The sequence below is a fragment of the Rhodococcus ruitaii genome (assembly GCF_055230935.1).
Genome location: NZ_JBUYWC010000006.1, coordinates 86,306 through 102,600, shown reverse-complemented (window position 1 = coordinate 102,600; position 16,295 = coordinate 86,306). Strand labels below are relative to the sequence as shown.

Below are 16,295 nucleotides of genomic sequence, written 5' to 3'. Positions count from 1 at the left end.
TCGACGTGCAGACCCACGAGATCCGCAGGCGCTTTCTCGACCACTTCGTGAAGGCCGGCCATACCGAAGTGCCGAGCGCCTCGCTGACCCTGGCCGATCCGAACCTGCTGTTCGTCAATGCAGGCATGGTCCCGTTCGTACCGTTCTTCCTCGGTCAGCAGACTCCGCCCTACTCTCGGGCGACCTCGGTGCAGAAGTGTGTGCGCACCCGCGACATCGAAGAAGTGGGCATCACGACCCGCCACAACACGTTCTTCCAGATGGCGGGTAATTTCTCGTTCGGCGACTACTTCAAGGAAGAAGCGATCACGCACGCGTGGTCGCTGCTCACCGGCTCCGTCGACGCGGGTGGATACGGGATCGATCCCGAAAAGTTGTGGGCGACCGTGTATCTCGATGACGACGAGGCGTACTCGATCTGGCACGACAAGATCGGTGTCTCGGCCGAGCGGATCCAGCGCCGCGGTATGGTAGACAACTACTGGTCGATGGAGATTCCCGGCCCGTGCGGCCCGTGCTCAGAGATCTTCTACGACCGCGGTCCCGACTACGGAGTCGAAGGCGGCCCGGAGGCCGACGAGGACCGCTACATCGAGATCTGGAATCTCGTGTTCATGCAGAACGAGCGCGGCGAGGGAGGCGCCAAGGACAACTACCCGGTTCTCGGGCCGCTGCCGAAGAAGAACATCGACACCGGCATGGGAGTCGAACGGGTCGCCTTCCTGCTGCAGGGCGTCGAGAACGTCTACGAGACGGATCTGCTGCGCCCGGTCATCGACAAGGCGCAGGAGCTGACCGGCAGCCGGTATGGAGCCGAACACAATTCCGACGTGCGTTTCCGCGTGATCGCCGACCATGCGCGCACCGCCGCAATGCTCATCGTCGACGGCGTCAACCCCGGCAACGACGGCCGCGGTTATGTCCTGCGCCGTCTGTTGCGTCGCATCGTGCGGTCGGCGCGACTGCTCGGCGCCGACCAACCCGTCATGGCCGCATTCATGACCGTCGTCCGCGACACGATGGCTCCGTCGTACCCCGAGCTCGCGACGGACTTCTCGCGCATCGAGACCGTGGCAGTGGGTGAGGAGACTGCGTTCCTCAAGACCCTCGGCACCGGCAGCAAACTGTTCGAAGGCGCCGTCGAGTCGGTGAAGGCACAGGGTAAGTCCGTGCTCGGCGGCACCGAGGCGTTCGCGCTGCACGACACATACGGTTTCCCGATCGATCTGACCCTCGAGATGGCGTCCGAGGCGGGGCTGTCCGTCGACGAAGAGGGCTTCCGTTCCCTCATGGCCGAACAGCGTCAGCGCGCGAAGGACGACGCTCGGGCCCGCAAGCACGCGCACGCCGACCTCACCGTCTACAAAGAACTGCTCGACCGCGGCCCCACCGAGTTCACCGGATTCACCGAACTGGTGACCGAAGCCCATGTCCTCGCGGTGATCACCGGCGGTGAACGCCTGCACAGCGCGACGGCCGGACAGGAAGTCGAACTCATCCTCGACCGCAGCCCGCTGTATGCGGAAGCGGGCGGGCAGATCGCCGATATCGGCTCGATCACCGGGCCCGGCCTGAAGATCAAGGTCGACGACGTGCAGAAGATCGCCAAACAGTTGTGGACCCACAAGGTCACCATTGTCGACGGGCAGGTGACCGAAGGCGACGCCGTGCTCGTGCAGGTGGATCCGGAATGGCGCAAGGGCGCCACACAGGGGCACTCCGGCACCCACCTGGTGCACGCCGCGTTGCGGCAGGTTCTCGGTCCGAACGCCGCGCAGGCCGGCTCGCTCAACAAGCCCGGCTACCTGCGTTTCGACTTCTCGTGGCCCGGTGCGCTGTCGGAACAGCAGAAACAGGATATCGAAACCGTCACCAACGAGGCCGTTGCCGCGAACTACCCGGTGAACACCTTCGTCACCGATCTGGACAAGGCGAAGAAGATGGGCGCGATGGCGCTGTTCGGTGAGAACTACGGCGACGAAGTGCGTGTCGTCGAGATGGGCGGGCCGTTCTCGATGGAACTGTGCGGTGGCACGCACGTGCAGCACTCGTCGCACGTCGGCACCGTCACGTTGCTCGGTGAACAGTCGGTCGGCTCGGGCGTGCGCCGCGTGGAGGCCTACGTGGGCCTCGATTCCTACCGGCACCTGGCGAAGGAGCGTGCTCTGCTCGCGGGTCTGTCGTCGACGCTGAAAGTGCCGTCGGACGAGGTGCCCGGACGTGTCGAGTCACTGCTCGAGCGGCTCAAGGTCGCCGAGAAGGAACTCGAGAAGACCCGCGCCGCGAATGTCGCGGCCGCTGCCGGTTCCTTCGCCGACAAGGCCGAGCGCATCGGCGATGTGCTGGTGGTCGCGGGCCGGGCACCCGAAGGGGTATCCGGCAATGCACTGCGCACTCTGGCGTCCGACGTCCGAGGACGTCTCGGCAGCGAACCTGCCGTGGTGCTGCTGCTCGGCACGGCTGACGGCAAGGTGCCGTTCGTCGTGGCGACCAGCGACGCCGCACGGGCCAAGGGCATCAAAGCAGGCGACCTCGTGTCGAGCTTCGGCCCGGCGATCGGCGGTCGCGGCGGTGGCAAGCCCGACATGGCGCAGGGACAAGGCTCGGACGCCTCGGGTATCGATGCGGCGCTCGACGCGTTCCGCGGCCGGCTGCGTGAGCTGGCCGGCTGATCGTGGCGGAAATTCCCGGCCCTGATCGTCCCGGTTCGGATGATCCGGGCCGGGGTCGTCGTATCGCCGTCGACGTCGGCAGTGTGCGGATCGGGGTGGCGTCCTGCGACCCCGACTGCATCCTCGCTACCCCGGTCGAGACTGTGTCGCGGTCCAAGGAACGTGGCCCCGACGCGCCCGATCTCCGGCGCATTGTCCAGATCGTTATGGAATATGAGGCGGTTGAGGTTATCGTCGGGCTGCCGCAGACCCTGCGCGGCGAGCCGGGGAAGGCCGCAAAGCTGGCGAGCGAATTCGCACGCCGACTTCGTCGGCAGATTCCCGAGGTTCCCGTTCGGATGGCCGACGAACGCTTCACCACGGTCACTGCGGCGCGTGCGCTTCGCGAGAGCGGAGTCAGTGCGCGCGGTGCGCGGCCCGTGATCGACCAGGCCGCGGCCGTCGCCATCTTGCAAGGTTGGTTGGACGAGCGGAGTGCAGCAGTGAACGTGGAAGACGGGGACCAGGGGAGCGGCCGGTGAGCCGGGACGGGCGGTACGGTGACGACACTCCCGATGTTCGGCAGGGCGGAATGTTCAGCGACCCCTACGCCGGAACGTACGACACCGCGGGTCGCTACACCCCGACGCCTCCTCCAGCGGTACCGCCACGCGACGATCGCGGTCGGAACCGGACCGGCGGCGACCGGCATCCGGACGACGACCCCACCAACGTCCTCCGTTTCGAGGAGGGCGCCTTCGACGGACCTCCACCGCAGCAGGACGGGCGGTTCGAGGACCACCCCCGACAGACCCATCACGATGACGAATACGCTGGTGGTTACTCCTATGCCCACCGTCGAGAATACGATCACTACGGTCGAGAAGACGATCATTACGCGGGGGCGGACTACGACGAGCCCGGTGTGTTCGATCGTACCGAGACCATCGACGCGATCCCCGCTGACGACGCGGATACCGAGTGGGACGACGACGGCGATCGTGCGGCCCCGGCCGCCGTCGGCGCTACGGCAGAACAGCGAGCCGAGACCACTGCTTCGACGAAACGTCGTAAGCGAGGCAAGGTCGTGGGTTCGCTGGCGGCTGTGTTGCTGCTCGTGGTGGTGGGCGGCGGCTACTTCGCCTACGACCGGTTCATGGGGCCGGGGCTCCCCCCCGACTTCACCGGACCCGCGGGACCAGTCGCGATCGTGCAGGTGCATCCCGGCGAGACCGCAACCGAGATCAGCAGCGAAGTCGCAGCCAAGGGCGTGACCGCAAGTTCCGGCGCCTTCTACAATGCCGCAGTGCAGAATGCCGGCATGAACGCCGTGCATCCCGGTTTCTATGCCATCCCCACCAATATCTCCGGCGTCGACGCGGTCACCGCGTTCGTCGACCCGGAGAGTCGAGTCGGTGCGCTCGTCATCTCGGAGGGCCGGCAACTCCACGACATCCGCGACGTCAACACGGGTGCCGTCCGCAAGGGCATCTACACCCTCATCGCGGAGGCAAGCTGCTACGACGATGCCGGTGTCACACAATGCCTGTCGTACGACGAACTCGTCGCGGCGGGGGCGACGACCGACCTGGAGGCACTCGGGGTCCCGGCATGGGCGCGCGACGCCGTGACGCAGGTGCCGAACCGCGAGCGCCAACTCGAAGGTCTGATCGCTGCGGGTAGCTGGGATTTCGACCCGTCGGCCGAGCCTGTCGAGGTGCTCCGCACGCTCGTGACAGGCAGCGCAGCCCGATACGACGACACAGGAATTGCCGCCGCGGCGCCGGCGGTGGGACTGACACCGTACGAGATGCTCGTCGCCGCCTCGTTGGTCGAGCGCGAAGCCATGCCGGACGATTTCGCGCGCGTTGCACGGGTGATCCTCAACCGACTCGAGATCGACCAGATGCTGCAATTCGACTCGACGGTCAACTATGCGCTCGACGAGACCGAGCTCGCCACCACCGATGCGGATCGCGCACGCGTGACCCCGTGGAATACATACGCCAGCGTAGGTCTGCCGGCCACTCCGATCTCGTCACCGAGCATCGGTGCCCTCCAAGCAGTGGAGAACCCGGAACCGGGCGAATGGACATACTTCGTGACGATCGACGAGCAGGGGACCACTCTGTTCGCCGATACCTACGAAGAACACCTTGTCAATACCCAACTGGCGCTCGAAAGCGGAATACTCAACAGTGGTCGATGACAGCACGTACACACCTCGCAAGGCCGCGCCTCGAAGGGCAGCAGTGCTCGGCAGTCCGATCGGTCATTCGAAGTCCCCGCTGCTGCACCTCGCCGCGTATCGGGCACTCGGACTGACCGACTGGACCTACGAGCGCATCGACTGCACCGGTGAGCAACTTCCCGGTTTCGTGTCCGGTCTCGGCGACGAGTGGGTCGGCCTGTCCGTCACGATGCCCGGCAAGTTCGCCGCGCTCGAGTTCGCGACGGACCGCACCGAACGGGCAGTTCTGATCGGCTCGGCGAACACACTTGTCCGGATTGACGGCGGATGGCGCGCCGACTGCACCGACATCGACGGTGTCAGCGGTGCGCTCGGTACCATCGGGCTCACCGATCTGACAGGACAGTCCGCGGTCGTCGTCGGCAACGGTGGCACCTCCCGTCCCGCGATCGTCGGGCTTGCCGACCTGGGTGTCCGCGAGGTGACCATCGTGGCGCGCTCGGAGCAGCGGGCCACCGAAATCTTCGACTGCGCCGAGGCCGTGGGGGTCACCCCGCGCTGGGTGGCGTTCGACGATCCGGCACTGGGCGAGCTGTGTGCGGCGTCCGGAGCCTTGGTGTCGACGGTGCCCGCTGCCGCGGCCGCACCGCATGCCGACGCGCTGGCGCGGGCACCATTCATTCTCGACGCCATCTACGACCCGTGGCCGACTCCGCTGGGTGTGGCTGCCCGGGCACGTGGCAGCGTCGTCGTCTCCGGCTTGTTCATGCTGCTGCACCAGGCGTTCGGTCAGGTGCAGCAGTTCACGGGCCGTCCCGCGCCCAAGGACGCTATGGCCGCGGCAGTCGGCCTCGGCTAGCGAATCGAACATTCTCGGGTCGGGTGTCGAATCCGGCACCGCGGAACTCCGAGAGTCGGGCGCGTGGGTGTTCTCCGGTGGGCTGCACCCGCCGAGCAGCGCCACGGTGGTCTCGGCAAAGGACGGCGACGTCCTGACCACCGACGGCCTCTATCTCGAAGGCAAGGAACACCTCGGTGGATTCAACGTCATCGAGGTACCCGACCTCGACGCGGCCCTCGACTGGGGACGCACACTCGCGAAGGCGACGACTCTCCCGATCGAAGTACGTCCCCTGCAGTGGGGCTCGTGCAACTGACGTGAGCGAGGTCCCCGCACCGCGGATCGAGCTGATCTTCCGCGACGAATACGGACGTGCCGTTGCTGTGCTCACCCGCGTCCTCGGCGACATCGACGCCGCCGAGGACGCGGTGCAGGACGCGTTCACTATCGCCGCAGATCGATGGCCCGTCGACGGGATACCGCCGAGTCCCGCCGGCTGGATCATCACGACCGCGCGGCGACGCGCAATCGACCGCGCACGACGTGAAAAGACTCGCACGTCCAGGCATGAGGAAGCCGAAATCCTGCGGCCCGGTGGTGAGCCGGGCCCGATCGAACCGACCGACATGCTCGACCATCGATTGCGCCTGATCTTCACGTGCTGCCACCCGGCGCTCGCCCCCGCCGCGCGGGTCGCGCTGACGCTGCGATTGCTCGGTGGCCTCACCACCGGACAGATCGCCCACGCCTTCCTCGTACCCGAACCGACGATGGCGCAACGAATTACGCGGACCAAGAACAAGATCCGTGACGCGAGAATACCGTTTCGGACCCCGGACGAGCACGACCTGCCTGAACGGCTGACCGCGGTGCACGCCGTGTTGTACCTGATCTACACCGAAGGACACATGTCGAGCAGGGGTAGTGATCTCGTCGCCGTCGACCTGTGTACCGAAGCCACCCGCCTGGCTCGGTTGCTGGCCGAGCTGATGCCCGACGATCCGGAGACCACGGGCCTGCTCGCGCTGGTCCTGCTCGGTGAATCCCGCCGACCTGCACGGACGTCGGACGACGGTGAACTCGCGCTCCTCGCAGGTCAGGACCGGTCGTTGTGGGACCGGGTGCTCCTCGAGGAGGGGAGGCCCTCGTCCACCGCTGTCTGCGGTGGAACACGCCGGGGCCCTACCAGATCCAAGCGGCCATCGCCGCCGTGCACTCGGATGCACCCACTGCTGCCGACACCGATTGGTCTCAGATCGTGCAGCTCTACGATCAGCTGTATTTGGTCGCGCCCACGCCGGTCGTCGCACCGCACCGCGCGGTTGCGGTCGCTGAGGTGGACGGTCCGGCAGTGGCCTTGGCGATCGTCGACACACTCGCACTCGACCGCTATCACGTGGTCCACGTGGTGCGCGCCGATCTGCTGCGACGCCTCGGCCGCAGGACGGAGGCCGCGGCCGAGTACACCATCGCGGCCGACCAGACCGGAAACGACGTCGAACGCCAGTTCCTGCTGCGTCGCCGCGATGAGCTCAGCTCGCCGTAGCGGCGGGGTCCACCTTCTTCTGCCACGGCCACCGGCCTTCGATCTCGAGCTGGAGTGACCAGCTGAGGAACGTCCGGATGAGAACGATGATCGCGAGTACTCCGACCGAAGTGAACGTGGGCGTGACCGCGACCGTCTTGATGATGTCGGCCGCGACCAGGAATTCGAGTCCGAGCAGAATCGATCGCCCGAGATTTCGGCGGTAGGGCTCGTAGATCTGCGCGCCGCTCCTGCGCCGCCACGAATCCAGCGCGATCCAGGTGGACACTGCCGCGCCCAGAACGATGCACGCGACACCGACGACATCGATCGCCGATCCCACGTGCTCGAGAAGTTCTGCCACCTGCATCAGTGAAAACTCCATCCCACCCGGAGACGATCGACGTGCTCATGCTTGCACGCCGAGTTGTCCACAGGTGGCGCATCGATCCACAGATTCGGCGATTCCGGTGTCGGCGACCCCACGCGGTGGCGCAAACATCTCATGCTGCGATGCGTGATCCCCACCGTCGTGATCCCAGTAGTGATGGCGCTCCTCGGAGCGGTGGTCGGCGTGCATGTGCGGAAGCTCACGGCGCGACTGTCCGGAACAGAACCGTGGCGCGGTGCCTGCGAGACCGCGTGCGCAGTCGGCGGAGTCCTCGCCGCCACGGCGACGTGGCCCGCGACGGCAGCGCTCGCCCTGTTGATGTGGTGGTGCGTGTGCTGCAGTGGGGTCGACGTGATGGTGCAACGGCTTCCCAACATGCTCACCTTCGGTGGGGGACTGATGGTCGTGACGATCGGGATCTGTGCAGGACACGGCCGCGCAGTCACTGTCGGGGCTGTGCTGCTGACCACGGTGATGCTCACCGCGCATCTGCTCGCCCCGCGGTCGCTGGGTGCAGGCGACGTCAAACTCGCGATCGGACTGGGCGGCGCCTCAGGTATCGCCGGCGCGCATGCCTGGATGATCGCGCTGCTGCTCCCGCCGCTGCTGACCGCCGCCGTCGGGTCGCTCGTCCTCCTGCGACGGCGCCTCGAGCGAGCTTCGTCGCGTGAGCGGTCGCCCACGTCGACCGTGGTGCCGCACGGTCCGTCGATGTGTGTCGCGACGGTGCTGGCGGTGTTCTCCGCCGGTTGACCAGGGCCCGTCACAACCTGCCCGGTGACCATGGAAGGATGGATGCGTGCTGCGCTGGATAACTGCCGGAGAATCTCATGGTCCCGCCCTCGTTGCGATGCTCGAGGGCATGGTTGCCGGCGTCGAGGTGACGTCGAACGACATCGCGGAGCAGCTCGCGCGGCGTCGTCTCGGGTACGGACGAGGCGCGCGCATGAAGTTCGAGGCCGACAAGGTCACCATCATCGGAGGTGTCCGGCACGGACTCACACTCGGTGGCCCGGTCGCCGTCGAGATCGGCAACACCGAATGGCCCAAGTGGGAAACCATCATGGCTGCCGACCCGGTCGACCCCGAACTGCTCGCCGGGCAGGCGCGCAACGCCCCGCTTACTCGCCCGCGGCCCGGCCACGCCGACTACTCGGGCATGCTCAAGTACGGATTCGACGATGCCCGCCCGGTGCTCGAACGCGCGAGCGCGCGCGAGACCGCGGCCCGCGTCGCCGCCGGAACCGTGGCCCGCAACTTCCTGCGCCAGGTGTTCGGCGCCGAGATCGTCTCGCACGTCATCTCCATCGGAGCTTCCGACCCGTACGTGGGCCCGGAGCCGTCGGCTGCCGACCTCGACGCGATCGATGCGAGCCCGGTGCGCGCTTTCGACAAAACTGCGCAAGAGTCGATGATCGACGAGATCGAAGCCGCCAAACGCGACGGTGACACCCTCGGTGGTGTCGTCGAGGTGGTGGTGCACGGCCTGCCGGTAGGACTCGGTTCGTTCGTCAGCGGTGCAGAGCGCCTCGATTCCCGCCTCGCCGCCGCACTGATGGGTATCCAAGCGATCAAAGGCGTCGAGGTCGGTGACGGTTTCGATACCGCGCGTCGGCGCGGTAGCGTCGCCCACGACGAGATGGTGCCGGGACAGGACGGGATACTCCGGTCGACCAACCGCGCCGGTGGTCTGGAAGGCGGAATGACCAACGGCGAGGCGCTGCGCGTGCGCGCGGCGATGAAGCCGATCTCGACGGTGCCGCGCGCTCTGTCCACCATCGACATGAGCACCGGCGAAGAGGCCGTCGCGATCCACCAGCGCTCCGATGTGTGTGCGGTGCCCGCAGCGGGTGTGGTGGCCGAGGCGATGGTTGCTCTCGTCGTCGCACAGGCGGCTCTCGAGAAGTTCGGTGGCGACTCACTGGCCGAGACGGCGAGCAACGTCGACCGTTATCTGAAGGGGATCGCGGCGCGTCCGCCGCGGTGACATCATGACGCCGCGCGCAGTTCTGATCGGGCCACCTGGAGCCGGAAAGTCCACCATCGGACGGCGGGTCGCCCAGGCGCTCGAGGTGCCGTTGCTCGACACCGACGTGGAGATCGAGCGCACCACCGGGCGGACGATTCCTGAAATCTTCGTCGAGGACGGAGAACGGGAGTTCCGCCGGATCGAGGAAGGGATCGTCGCAGATGCTCTGGCTTCGCACGCCGGGGTGGTGTCGCTCGGTGGTGGTGCGATCCTGTCGGAACGCACGCGTGAGCGGCTTGCCGGTTGTACGGTGGTCTATCTCGAGATCAGCGTCGCGGAGGGTTTGCGCAGGACCGGAACGAACACAACGCGGCCCCTGCTCAACGGCGGCGACCCGGCGCAGAAATACCGTGATCTGATGCGGCGACGGCGTCCGCTGTACCGCAGGGCAGCGACGATCCGGGTGCGCACCGACGGCCGCAGCCCCGGTCGCGTCGTTCAACAGGTTCTCGCCAAACTTGATGCGGCGCAAGAAGGCTCGAACAGTACGATCAGCGAAGAGAATCGGAGCAGCACACCGTGACCGAACCGGTACGCATCGACGTCGAGACCGCGCAGCCCTACCCGGTTGTCATCGGGCGCGGACTGCTCGGCGATGTGGTCGAGACCCTCGCGGGCACCCGCACCGTTGCGATCTTCCATCAACCGACGCTTGCCGCTACTGCGGAGGCGGTGCGGGAGGCATTGGCAGAGACGGGCATCGACGCGCATCGTATCGAGATCCCGGATGCCGAGGACGGCAAGGAACTTGCGGTTGCCGGCTTCTGCTGGGAAGTACTCGGAAAGATCGGGCTCACCCGTTCGGACGCGGTCGTCGGCCTCGGTGGCGGCGCCGCCACCGACCTCGCGGGTTTCGTGGCCGCAACCTGGATGCGCGGTGTGCGGGTCTACCACATTCCGACGACGTTACTCGCCATGGTCGACGCGGCCGTGGGTGGCAAGACGGGCATCAATACCGAAGCCGGCAAGAACCTGGTGGGGTCTTTCCACGAGCCGTCGGCAGTGTTCGTCGACCTCGCGACCCTCGAGACGGTGCCGCGCAACGAGATCATTGCGGGTATGGCGGAGGTCGTCAAGACGGGTTTCATCGCCGATCCGGTGATCCTCGAGCTGATCGAGGAGAACCCGGAGGCTGCACTCGACCCGTCCGGGACCGTGCTGCCCGAGCTGATCCGACGGTCGGTCGAGGTCAAGGCGAAAGTCGTGGCTGCGGATCTGTTGGAGTCGAGCCTGCGCGAGATCCTCAACTACGGCCACACCCTCGGTCACGCGATCGAGCGCCGCGAACGGTACAAGTGGCGTCACGGTGCGGCTGTGTCCGTCGGTCTGGTGTTCGCCGCAGAGTTGGGCAGGCTCGCGGGCCGTCTCGATGACGCCACTGCCGACCGGCATCGCACGATTCTCGAATCGGTGGGCCTGCCCACCACATACGCGTCGGATGCGTTCAGCGACCTGCTTTCGGGCATGCAGACCGACAAGAAGAACCGCGCCGGAATGCTCCGATTCGTCGTGCTCGACGGTCTCGCGAAGCCGGGTCGGCTGGAGGGGCCGGATCCGTCGCTACTGGCAGCCGCCTATTCCGAAGTGGCCCGGCAGGGCACTGCCGACGCGGGAACCGTTCTGCTGTAATTCGTCAGTTGCCGTCAGATACCCACGACGGATCGCGACCGGTGAGCGCGATCAACCGATCGAGGTCGGATGCGTGGGCAGGAAGGGGAGCGACCGGACCGAACAGGCCACCGGCGTCCCGCTGTTCGTCGGTGATCGACTCAGCGAACGCGGTACATGCAGCGATCTCGATCGGCGTGCACGAGTACGGCCGTCCAGTGGCGACGGCCAGATCCCACCCGTGCACGACCAGTTCGTCGAGCGCGACGAGCCCGGCCATGTTTCCGGGCAGGTCGAGGCCGCCCGCGCGGGTCGGGCCCGACCACGCACCCGGATTCTGCCACGCACTGCGGAGCGCCTCGAGACGGTCGCGGCCCACTGTTCGCCAGTCGTCGGGCAGGTCCACCGCGCCGGGTGCGGGAGCGTTGTCGGTGAGATCACCGAGGTCCTTGCGTGCGGCGGCCTCGAACGCGAGCGACAAGCCCAACACGTGCACGATGAGCACCCGGACCGGCATCCCGTCGCAGGGCGTGCGCCGATCCAAGTGATCGTCGCCGATTCCTTCGAGGACACCGGCCATCCGGTCGGCGGCGGGCGACAGGTCGAGCATTTGGGGCATGATGTTTCCTTCGTCGGTGGTTCTGTCAGTTCGGTGGGGTCTGGCAGTACCGACTGCGGCCGAGTGGGAAACTGAGCGCCGCTACGGTTCACGTAGGAATTCGAGTACCGTGCCGGTCTGGCCGAGGAGGGCATGCCCGACTCCGGGCAGGACATGCACCCGGGCGGTGGGCAGGGCACGTCCGAGCCGTGTCGCGGTGTCGGCGGAATCGAACATCAGGTCCCGGTCGCCGACGATTGCCAGCACCGGTACGCCGATGCCGGCCAGCGCGGCGTCGGCGAACACGGGGAGTCGCTCGGTGCGGGGCCGGAAGATCCCGAAAGTGGCGGTGATCTCGTCGAGGATCGGATCGTCCGGGGCGAGGCCGGTCATCCGCGCAGCGGACCGGCGTCGACCCCGGTGCCCGAACAGACTCAGCGCGGCTGCTGTGGCGACACGCCCCGTGGTCTGCCGTCCGATCCCGCCGGGGCACAGCAGCACCAGGCGGTCGACCCGATCCGGTCTGCGGAGGGTGTAGTCGAGCGCGCTCCACCCGCCGAGCGACATTCCCACGAGGGTGGCGCTGGACAGCCCGAGTGCGTCGAGGACGTCGTCGAGCCAAAGTGTGACCGCGTCGGTGTCGAGGCGCGGGCGGGATCGGGCACTCAGGCCCGGTTCGCCCACCAGGTCCACCGCGAACACACGGAAATCCCGAGACCACGACGCGATATCGCCTTGCCACGTCGATGAGTTCGCTCCGGAACCATGCAACAGCACCACGGGGGGTGCATCGGTGGGACCGCACGCAAGAGCAAAGGTCTCGCCCTCGCGGGTGTCGATGCGCAGGTGCTCGGCGGGCACGGGCCACGCGTCGAGTTGTGCGCGGTAGTGCTGGATGATCCGGCGTCCGCCGGCCTCTGATCGATAGATGGTGCTCATGAGTCGAGCACCGCCTCGACGGATTCGAGCAGCCGTGCGGTGTCGGCGAGGCTGCCGAGGACGACGACCTTCATGCGACCGCGTTGTTCGTCGTAGATCGTGTCGAGACGCAGCTTCGTGCGGTCGTCGCGTTGAGCCACCGATGCCGTGAGCAGGGTGCTGAGGCGATAGGCGGTGTGAGGGTCGACGGCATCGATTTCGACGATGCTCGACACCTCGCTGTGCCGCTCGGTCGGGCTGGTGTCGCGGAGCGATGGTGGTGCGGGGCGGCCGGTGAACACCTCGAGGTCTTCTCGGGTGATCCGGTACTGCTTGCCGATACGCACGGCTGGGAGCTTTCCGTCGCGCACGTAGTTGCGCACAGTGCGCACGTGGAGCCCCAGCCGTTCCGCAACCTGATCCACCGAATACAAGGTTTCTGACATGAAACAACCCTATCTTCCCCTATGGATGGTGATCAATAGGGAACGATAGGGTTGTTTGAGGAATCTGATGGAATGTGGGAGTCAGCGCTCGGGGTGTCGGCTGTCGGGATCGACCGCCGGGAACACCTCCGTCGGCGCGTCGTCGCCGCGCCATGCCCCGGGCCCGGACTCGGCGGTCGGTGCCGTTGACCCGACCAGGGCAGACTCGCGCTCACGTCGGTTCGAGTGGTCGGACCAGTCGTCGTCGCCGGGCTTGTCGTGCCGCACCAGGAATCGGCCTACCGCGACCGCGGCCACCGCAGGAAGGAACACCAGCAGCACGGTGAAGGCTGCGCCGGAGGTCAGCTCGAAGAACAACGACTTCACCCCCACCGGAATGGCGGTGACGGTGTCGATCAGCCACGTCACGAAGCCTCCGACGAGGCCTGTGACCGCCCCGGCGGCGAGCCACCGCATCGTCAGATCGTCGCCGTCGTTCGTATCCGGGTGGGCGCGACGGTCGCGGATCCCGTCGAGACCGGCCCATGCCACCGCCGCGAGCACGACCACGACCAGCCCGGCCCACCGTAGGACCGACCCCTGCAGGGGCCACTGGATCAGCGCGGCACCGAGCAGGACGCGCACGACGACGTGGACCACGGCGAGCCCGAGCCCGCGAAGCAACCAGGGTTTCATGTACCCGAGAGTAACGCTTGCCGGTGTGGAAGTGTGTTCGGGCCCACAATCAATCTGCGAGGTAGGTTGAACGACATGTCCGCCGATCATGCTTCCCGCCGCGCGGCGCTGCGCGGACTCCTGGCCGAACGAGGCCTCGACGCTGTGTTGGTGACCGATCTGCTCAACATCCGATACCTCACCGGATTCACCGGATCCAACGCCGCCCTGCTCGTGTCGACCGCCGACGACGCAGACGAAACGCGCACTCTGATCTGTACAGATGGGCGCTATCTGTCTCAGGTGGCCGAGCAGGTCCCGGACCTCCGCGCAGAGATCGCCCGAGCATCCGCCGCGCATCTGGTCGGCACTGTGGGGCGCGGATCGAGCGAGATGTGGGGTTTCGAAAGTCACCTCGTGACCGTCGACGAGCGCGCCCAGTGGAACACTCTCGACGCCGCCGTAACCTTCGCCGCCGCTCCCCGCCTCGTCGAGCAGTTGCGCATGATCAAGGACGAACACGAGATCGGCCTGCTCCGGCGGGCGTGCGGTGCTGCGGATCGGGCGCTCGCCGATCTGATCGCCGCGGGCGGCCTGCGACCCGGACGAACCGAGAAGGAAGTCGCGCGCGACCTCGAATGGCGCATGTTCGAGCACGGAGCCGACGGTATCTCGTTCGAGACGATTGTCGCCGCCGGCGCCAATTCCGCCGTGCCGCACCACCGTCCGACCGGTGCGGTTCTGACGTCCGGGGATTTCGTGAAGTTCGATTTCGGCGCACAGGTCGGTGGGTACCACTCCGACATGACCCGTACCTATGTCCTCGACCGCGCCGACGACTGGCAGCGCGACGTCTACGACGTAGTGCTGCGCGCTCAACGGGCCGGACGGGAAGCCCTCGCGCCGGGAATCGAGTGCGCCGCGGTGGACGCGGCCGCCCGTGCGGTCATTGCCGCGGCAGGACACGCGGAGTTGTTCCTGCACGGACTCGGGCACGGAGTCGGCCTCGAGATCCACGAAGCGCCCGGAATCGGCGCGGCAGCGCCCGGTACACTTGTCGCCGGTGCGGCGGTGACCGTCGAACCGGGCGTGTACTTCCCGGGGCGCGGAGGCGTGCGGATCGAGGACACGCTCGTGGTGCGCGAGCAGTCTCCGGAGCTGCTGACGCTCACCGCCAAGACATTGACCGTCGTATAAGGGGCGGTCCCCCGACTCTAGGAGACGCGAAATAAGTGGCTGACACCAGTGATTTCAAGAACGGGCTCGTTCTGAAGATCGACGGCCAGCTCTGGCAGATCATCGAGTTCCAGCACGTCAAGCCGGGTAAGGGCCCCGCTTTTGTGCGGACGAAACTCAAGAATGTGACGTCGGGCAAAACTGTCGACAAGACGTGGAATGCCGGTGTCAAGGTCGAGACTGCCACGGTTGACCGTCGCGATATGACGTACCTGTACAACGATGGGACCGACTACGTCTTCATGGATGGCGAGACCTTCGACCAGATCTCGATCACGCCCGAGTTGCTCGGCGACGCCGCGAAGTTCCTGCTCGAGAACATGCCGGTCCAGGTGGCCACCCACGACGATCTGCCGCTGTTCGTCGAGCTGCCCGTGACCATCGAGCTCGTTGTGAAGCACACCGATCCCGGTCTGCAGGGCGACCGCTCCACTGGCGGCACCAAGCCCGCCACCCTGGAGACCGGCGCCGAGATCCAGGTCCCGCTGTTCATCAACACCGGCGACAAGCTCAAGGTCGATACCCGTGACGGAAACTACCTGGGGCGAGTGAACTCCTGAGTGTCCGGTACGCAGAAGAAACTCGGAGCCCGTCACAAGGCGCGTAAGCGCGCCGTCGACCTGCTGTTCGAGGCGGAAGCCCGCGACACCCACCCGGTCGACCTCGCTGCCGATCGAGTGGCGCTCGCTGTCCGCGACGACCAGGTCGCCCCGGTACCGCCGTACGCACAGACGATCATCCGTGGTGTCGCCGAGTACCTCGACGAGATTGATCGCACGATCGCCGACCACTTGCACGAGTGGACTCTCGATCGCCTGCCGGCCGTGGACCGCGCGATCCTGCGGCTGTCGGTATGGGAGCTGTTCCACACCACCGACGTACCGCCCGTGGTGGCCGTCGACGAGGCCGTCGAGCTGGCCAAGCAATTGTCGACCGACGATTCGCCGGCCTTCGTCAACGGTGTGCTCGGTCAGATCGTGACACTCGCCGACCAGGTGCGTGCTGCGGCCGCGGCGACCTCGGTCCGCCCGGCTGCCGAGGGGCGGGGCCCCGACGCGGAGTCGGCAGACCCCGACCGCCGGTGACCTGCCATCACTTCGCTGTTCCGTATCGAGCGGGTCTGCCCAGGTTCGCCGGGTGGGCCCGCTCGATGCGTTGTCCTCGATGTCGACGGTGATGTTTCGGCGGTGGCTGTGTTGAGCTTCAC

Annotated in this window: 16 protein-coding genes and 2 pseudogenes; 13 read left to right on the top strand and 5 right to left on the bottom strand. The window is 66.7% G+C overall.

The features are described 5' to 3' along the window. The first annotated feature begins 5 nt into the window (after nucleotides 1-5). From alaS to ACZI8W_RS09075, 6 genes and pseudogenes are all read left to right on the top strand, one after another. Entirely contained in the window at nucleotides 6-2,672 is a 2,667-nt protein-coding gene (alaS, locus tag ACZI8W_RS09100) for an alanine--tRNA ligase (protein WP_463368168.1), read from the top strand. Continuing rightward, nucleotides 2,672-3,193 (top strand): Holliday junction resolvase RuvX, encoded by a 522-nt coding sequence (ruvX, locus tag ACZI8W_RS09095; RefSeq protein WP_463368280.1) that lies wholly within the window; start codon nucleotides 2,672-2,674, stop codon nucleotides 3,191-3,193. Before alaS ends, ruvX begins: the two co-directional genes overlap by 1 nt. Further along, nucleotides 3,190-4,860, top strand: coding sequence for an endolytic transglycosylase MltG (locus ACZI8W_RS09090; RefSeq protein ID WP_463368167.1), 1,671 nt, complete (start codon nucleotides 3,190-3,192; stop codon nucleotides 4,858-4,860). Before ruvX ends, ACZI8W_RS09090 begins: the two co-directional genes overlap by 4 nt. Next, nucleotides 4,850-5,701: a shikimate dehydrogenase gene (locus ACZI8W_RS09085; RefSeq protein ID WP_463368166.1), complete on the top strand. Its 852-nt coding sequence runs from the start codon at nucleotides 4,850-4,852 to the stop codon at nucleotides 5,699-5,701. Before ACZI8W_RS09090 ends, ACZI8W_RS09085 begins: the two co-directional genes overlap by 11 nt. Before the next feature lie 43 nt (nucleotides 5,702-5,744). Then, nucleotides 5,745-5,999 (top strand): annotated as a pseudogene (locus ACZI8W_RS09080) (YciI family protein); the annotation flags it as partial. Between the two features lies 1 nt (nucleotide 6,000). Continuing rightward, nucleotides 6,001-7,229: pseudogene (locus tag ACZI8W_RS09075) on the top strand (RNA polymerase sigma factor). Here ACZI8W_RS09075 and ACZI8W_RS09070 read toward each other — a convergent pair. Beyond that, nucleotides 7,216-7,578: a DUF1622 domain-containing protein gene (locus tag ACZI8W_RS09070; RefSeq protein ID WP_463368165.1), complete on the bottom strand. Its 363-nt coding sequence runs from the start codon at nucleotides 7,576-7,578 to the stop codon at nucleotides 7,216-7,218. The pseudogene ACZI8W_RS09075 and the gene ACZI8W_RS09070 sit on opposite strands and share 14 nt — an antisense overlap. A gap of 147 nt (nucleotides 7,579-7,725) precedes the next feature. Between ACZI8W_RS09070 and ACZI8W_RS09065 the strand changes: the two genes are divergently transcribed. The 4 genes from ACZI8W_RS09065 to aroB are packed head-to-tail and all read left to right on the top strand — an operon-like array spanning nucleotide 7,726 to nucleotide 11,257. Next, nucleotides 7,726-8,352 (top strand): prepilin peptidase, encoded by a 627-nt coding sequence (locus tag ACZI8W_RS09065; protein WP_463368164.1) that lies wholly within the window; start codon nucleotides 7,726-7,728, stop codon nucleotides 8,350-8,352. A gap of 46 nt (nucleotides 8,353-8,398) precedes the next feature. Continuing rightward, nucleotides 8,399-9,586 carry a chorismate synthase gene (gene aroC / locus ACZI8W_RS09060; RefSeq protein WP_463368163.1) on the top strand — a complete coding sequence of 396 codons (1,188 nt, stop codon included), beginning with the start codon at nucleotides 8,399-8,401 and terminating at the stop codon, nucleotides 9,584-9,586. A 4-nt stretch (nucleotides 9,587-9,590) separates the two neighbouring features. Beyond that, a complete protein-coding gene (locus ACZI8W_RS09055; RefSeq protein ID WP_463368162.1) occupies nucleotides 9,591-10,151 on the top strand; it encodes a shikimate kinase in 561 nt (186 codons plus the stop codon). Then, nucleotides 10,148-11,257 (top strand): 3-dehydroquinate synthase, encoded by a 1,110-nt coding sequence (gene aroB / locus ACZI8W_RS09050; protein WP_463368161.1) that lies wholly within the window; start codon nucleotides 10,148-10,150, stop codon nucleotides 11,255-11,257. The genes ACZI8W_RS09055 and aroB overlap by 4 nt, the downstream gene beginning before the upstream one ends. Before the next feature lie 4 nt (nucleotides 11,258-11,261). Here the strand turns inward: aroB and ACZI8W_RS09045 are convergent, their stop codons facing one another. The 4 genes from ACZI8W_RS09045 to ACZI8W_RS09030 all read right to left on the bottom strand — a co-directional run bounded on the left by ACZI8W_RS09045 (nucleotide 11,262) and on the right by ACZI8W_RS09030 (nucleotide 13,873). Then, on the bottom strand, nucleotides 11,262-11,855 hold the full coding sequence (locus tag ACZI8W_RS09045; RefSeq protein WP_463368160.1) for a TIGR03086 family metal-binding protein: 594 nt from the start codon (nucleotides 11,853-11,855) through the stop codon (nucleotides 11,262-11,264). Between the two features lie 81 nt (nucleotides 11,856-11,936). After that, nucleotides 11,937-12,773 (bottom strand): alpha/beta fold hydrolase, encoded by an 837-nt coding sequence (locus tag ACZI8W_RS09040; RefSeq protein WP_463368159.1) that lies wholly within the window; start codon nucleotides 12,771-12,773, stop codon nucleotides 11,937-11,939. Further along, nucleotides 12,770-13,198, bottom strand: a complete 429-nt coding sequence (locus ACZI8W_RS09035; RefSeq protein ID WP_463368158.1) for a helix-turn-helix domain-containing protein — start codon at nucleotides 13,196-13,198, stop codon at nucleotides 12,770-12,772. Before ACZI8W_RS09035 ends, ACZI8W_RS09040 begins: the two co-directional genes overlap by 4 nt. 81 nt (nucleotides 13,199-13,279) lie before the next feature. Then, nucleotides 13,280-13,873, bottom strand: coding sequence for a B-4DMT family transporter (locus ACZI8W_RS09030; RefSeq protein ID WP_463368157.1), 594 nt, complete (start codon nucleotides 13,871-13,873; stop codon nucleotides 13,280-13,282). A gap of 75 nt (nucleotides 13,874-13,948) precedes the next feature. Here ACZI8W_RS09030 and ACZI8W_RS09025 point away from each other — a divergent pair, with 75 nt between their 5' ends. The 3 genes from ACZI8W_RS09025 to nusB are packed head-to-tail and all read left to right on the top strand — an operon-like array spanning nucleotide 13,949 to nucleotide 16,173. Next, the gene (locus tag ACZI8W_RS09025) at nucleotides 13,949-15,049 is read left to right on the top strand and encodes a M24 family metallopeptidase (protein ID WP_463368156.1); all 1,101 of its coding nucleotides are present in this window, start codon (nucleotides 13,949-13,951) and stop codon (nucleotides 15,047-15,049) included. A 35-nt stretch (nucleotides 15,050-15,084) separates the two neighbouring features. After that, nucleotides 15,085-15,648, top strand: a complete 564-nt coding sequence (gene efp, locus ACZI8W_RS09020; RefSeq protein WP_463368155.1) for an elongation factor P — start codon at nucleotides 15,085-15,087, stop codon at nucleotides 15,646-15,648. Continuing rightward, nucleotides 15,649-16,173, top strand: a complete 525-nt coding sequence (gene nusB, locus ACZI8W_RS09015; RefSeq protein ID WP_463368154.1) for a transcription antitermination factor NusB — start codon at nucleotides 15,649-15,651, stop codon at nucleotides 16,171-16,173. Nucleotides 16,174-16,295 lie beyond the last annotated feature (122 nt).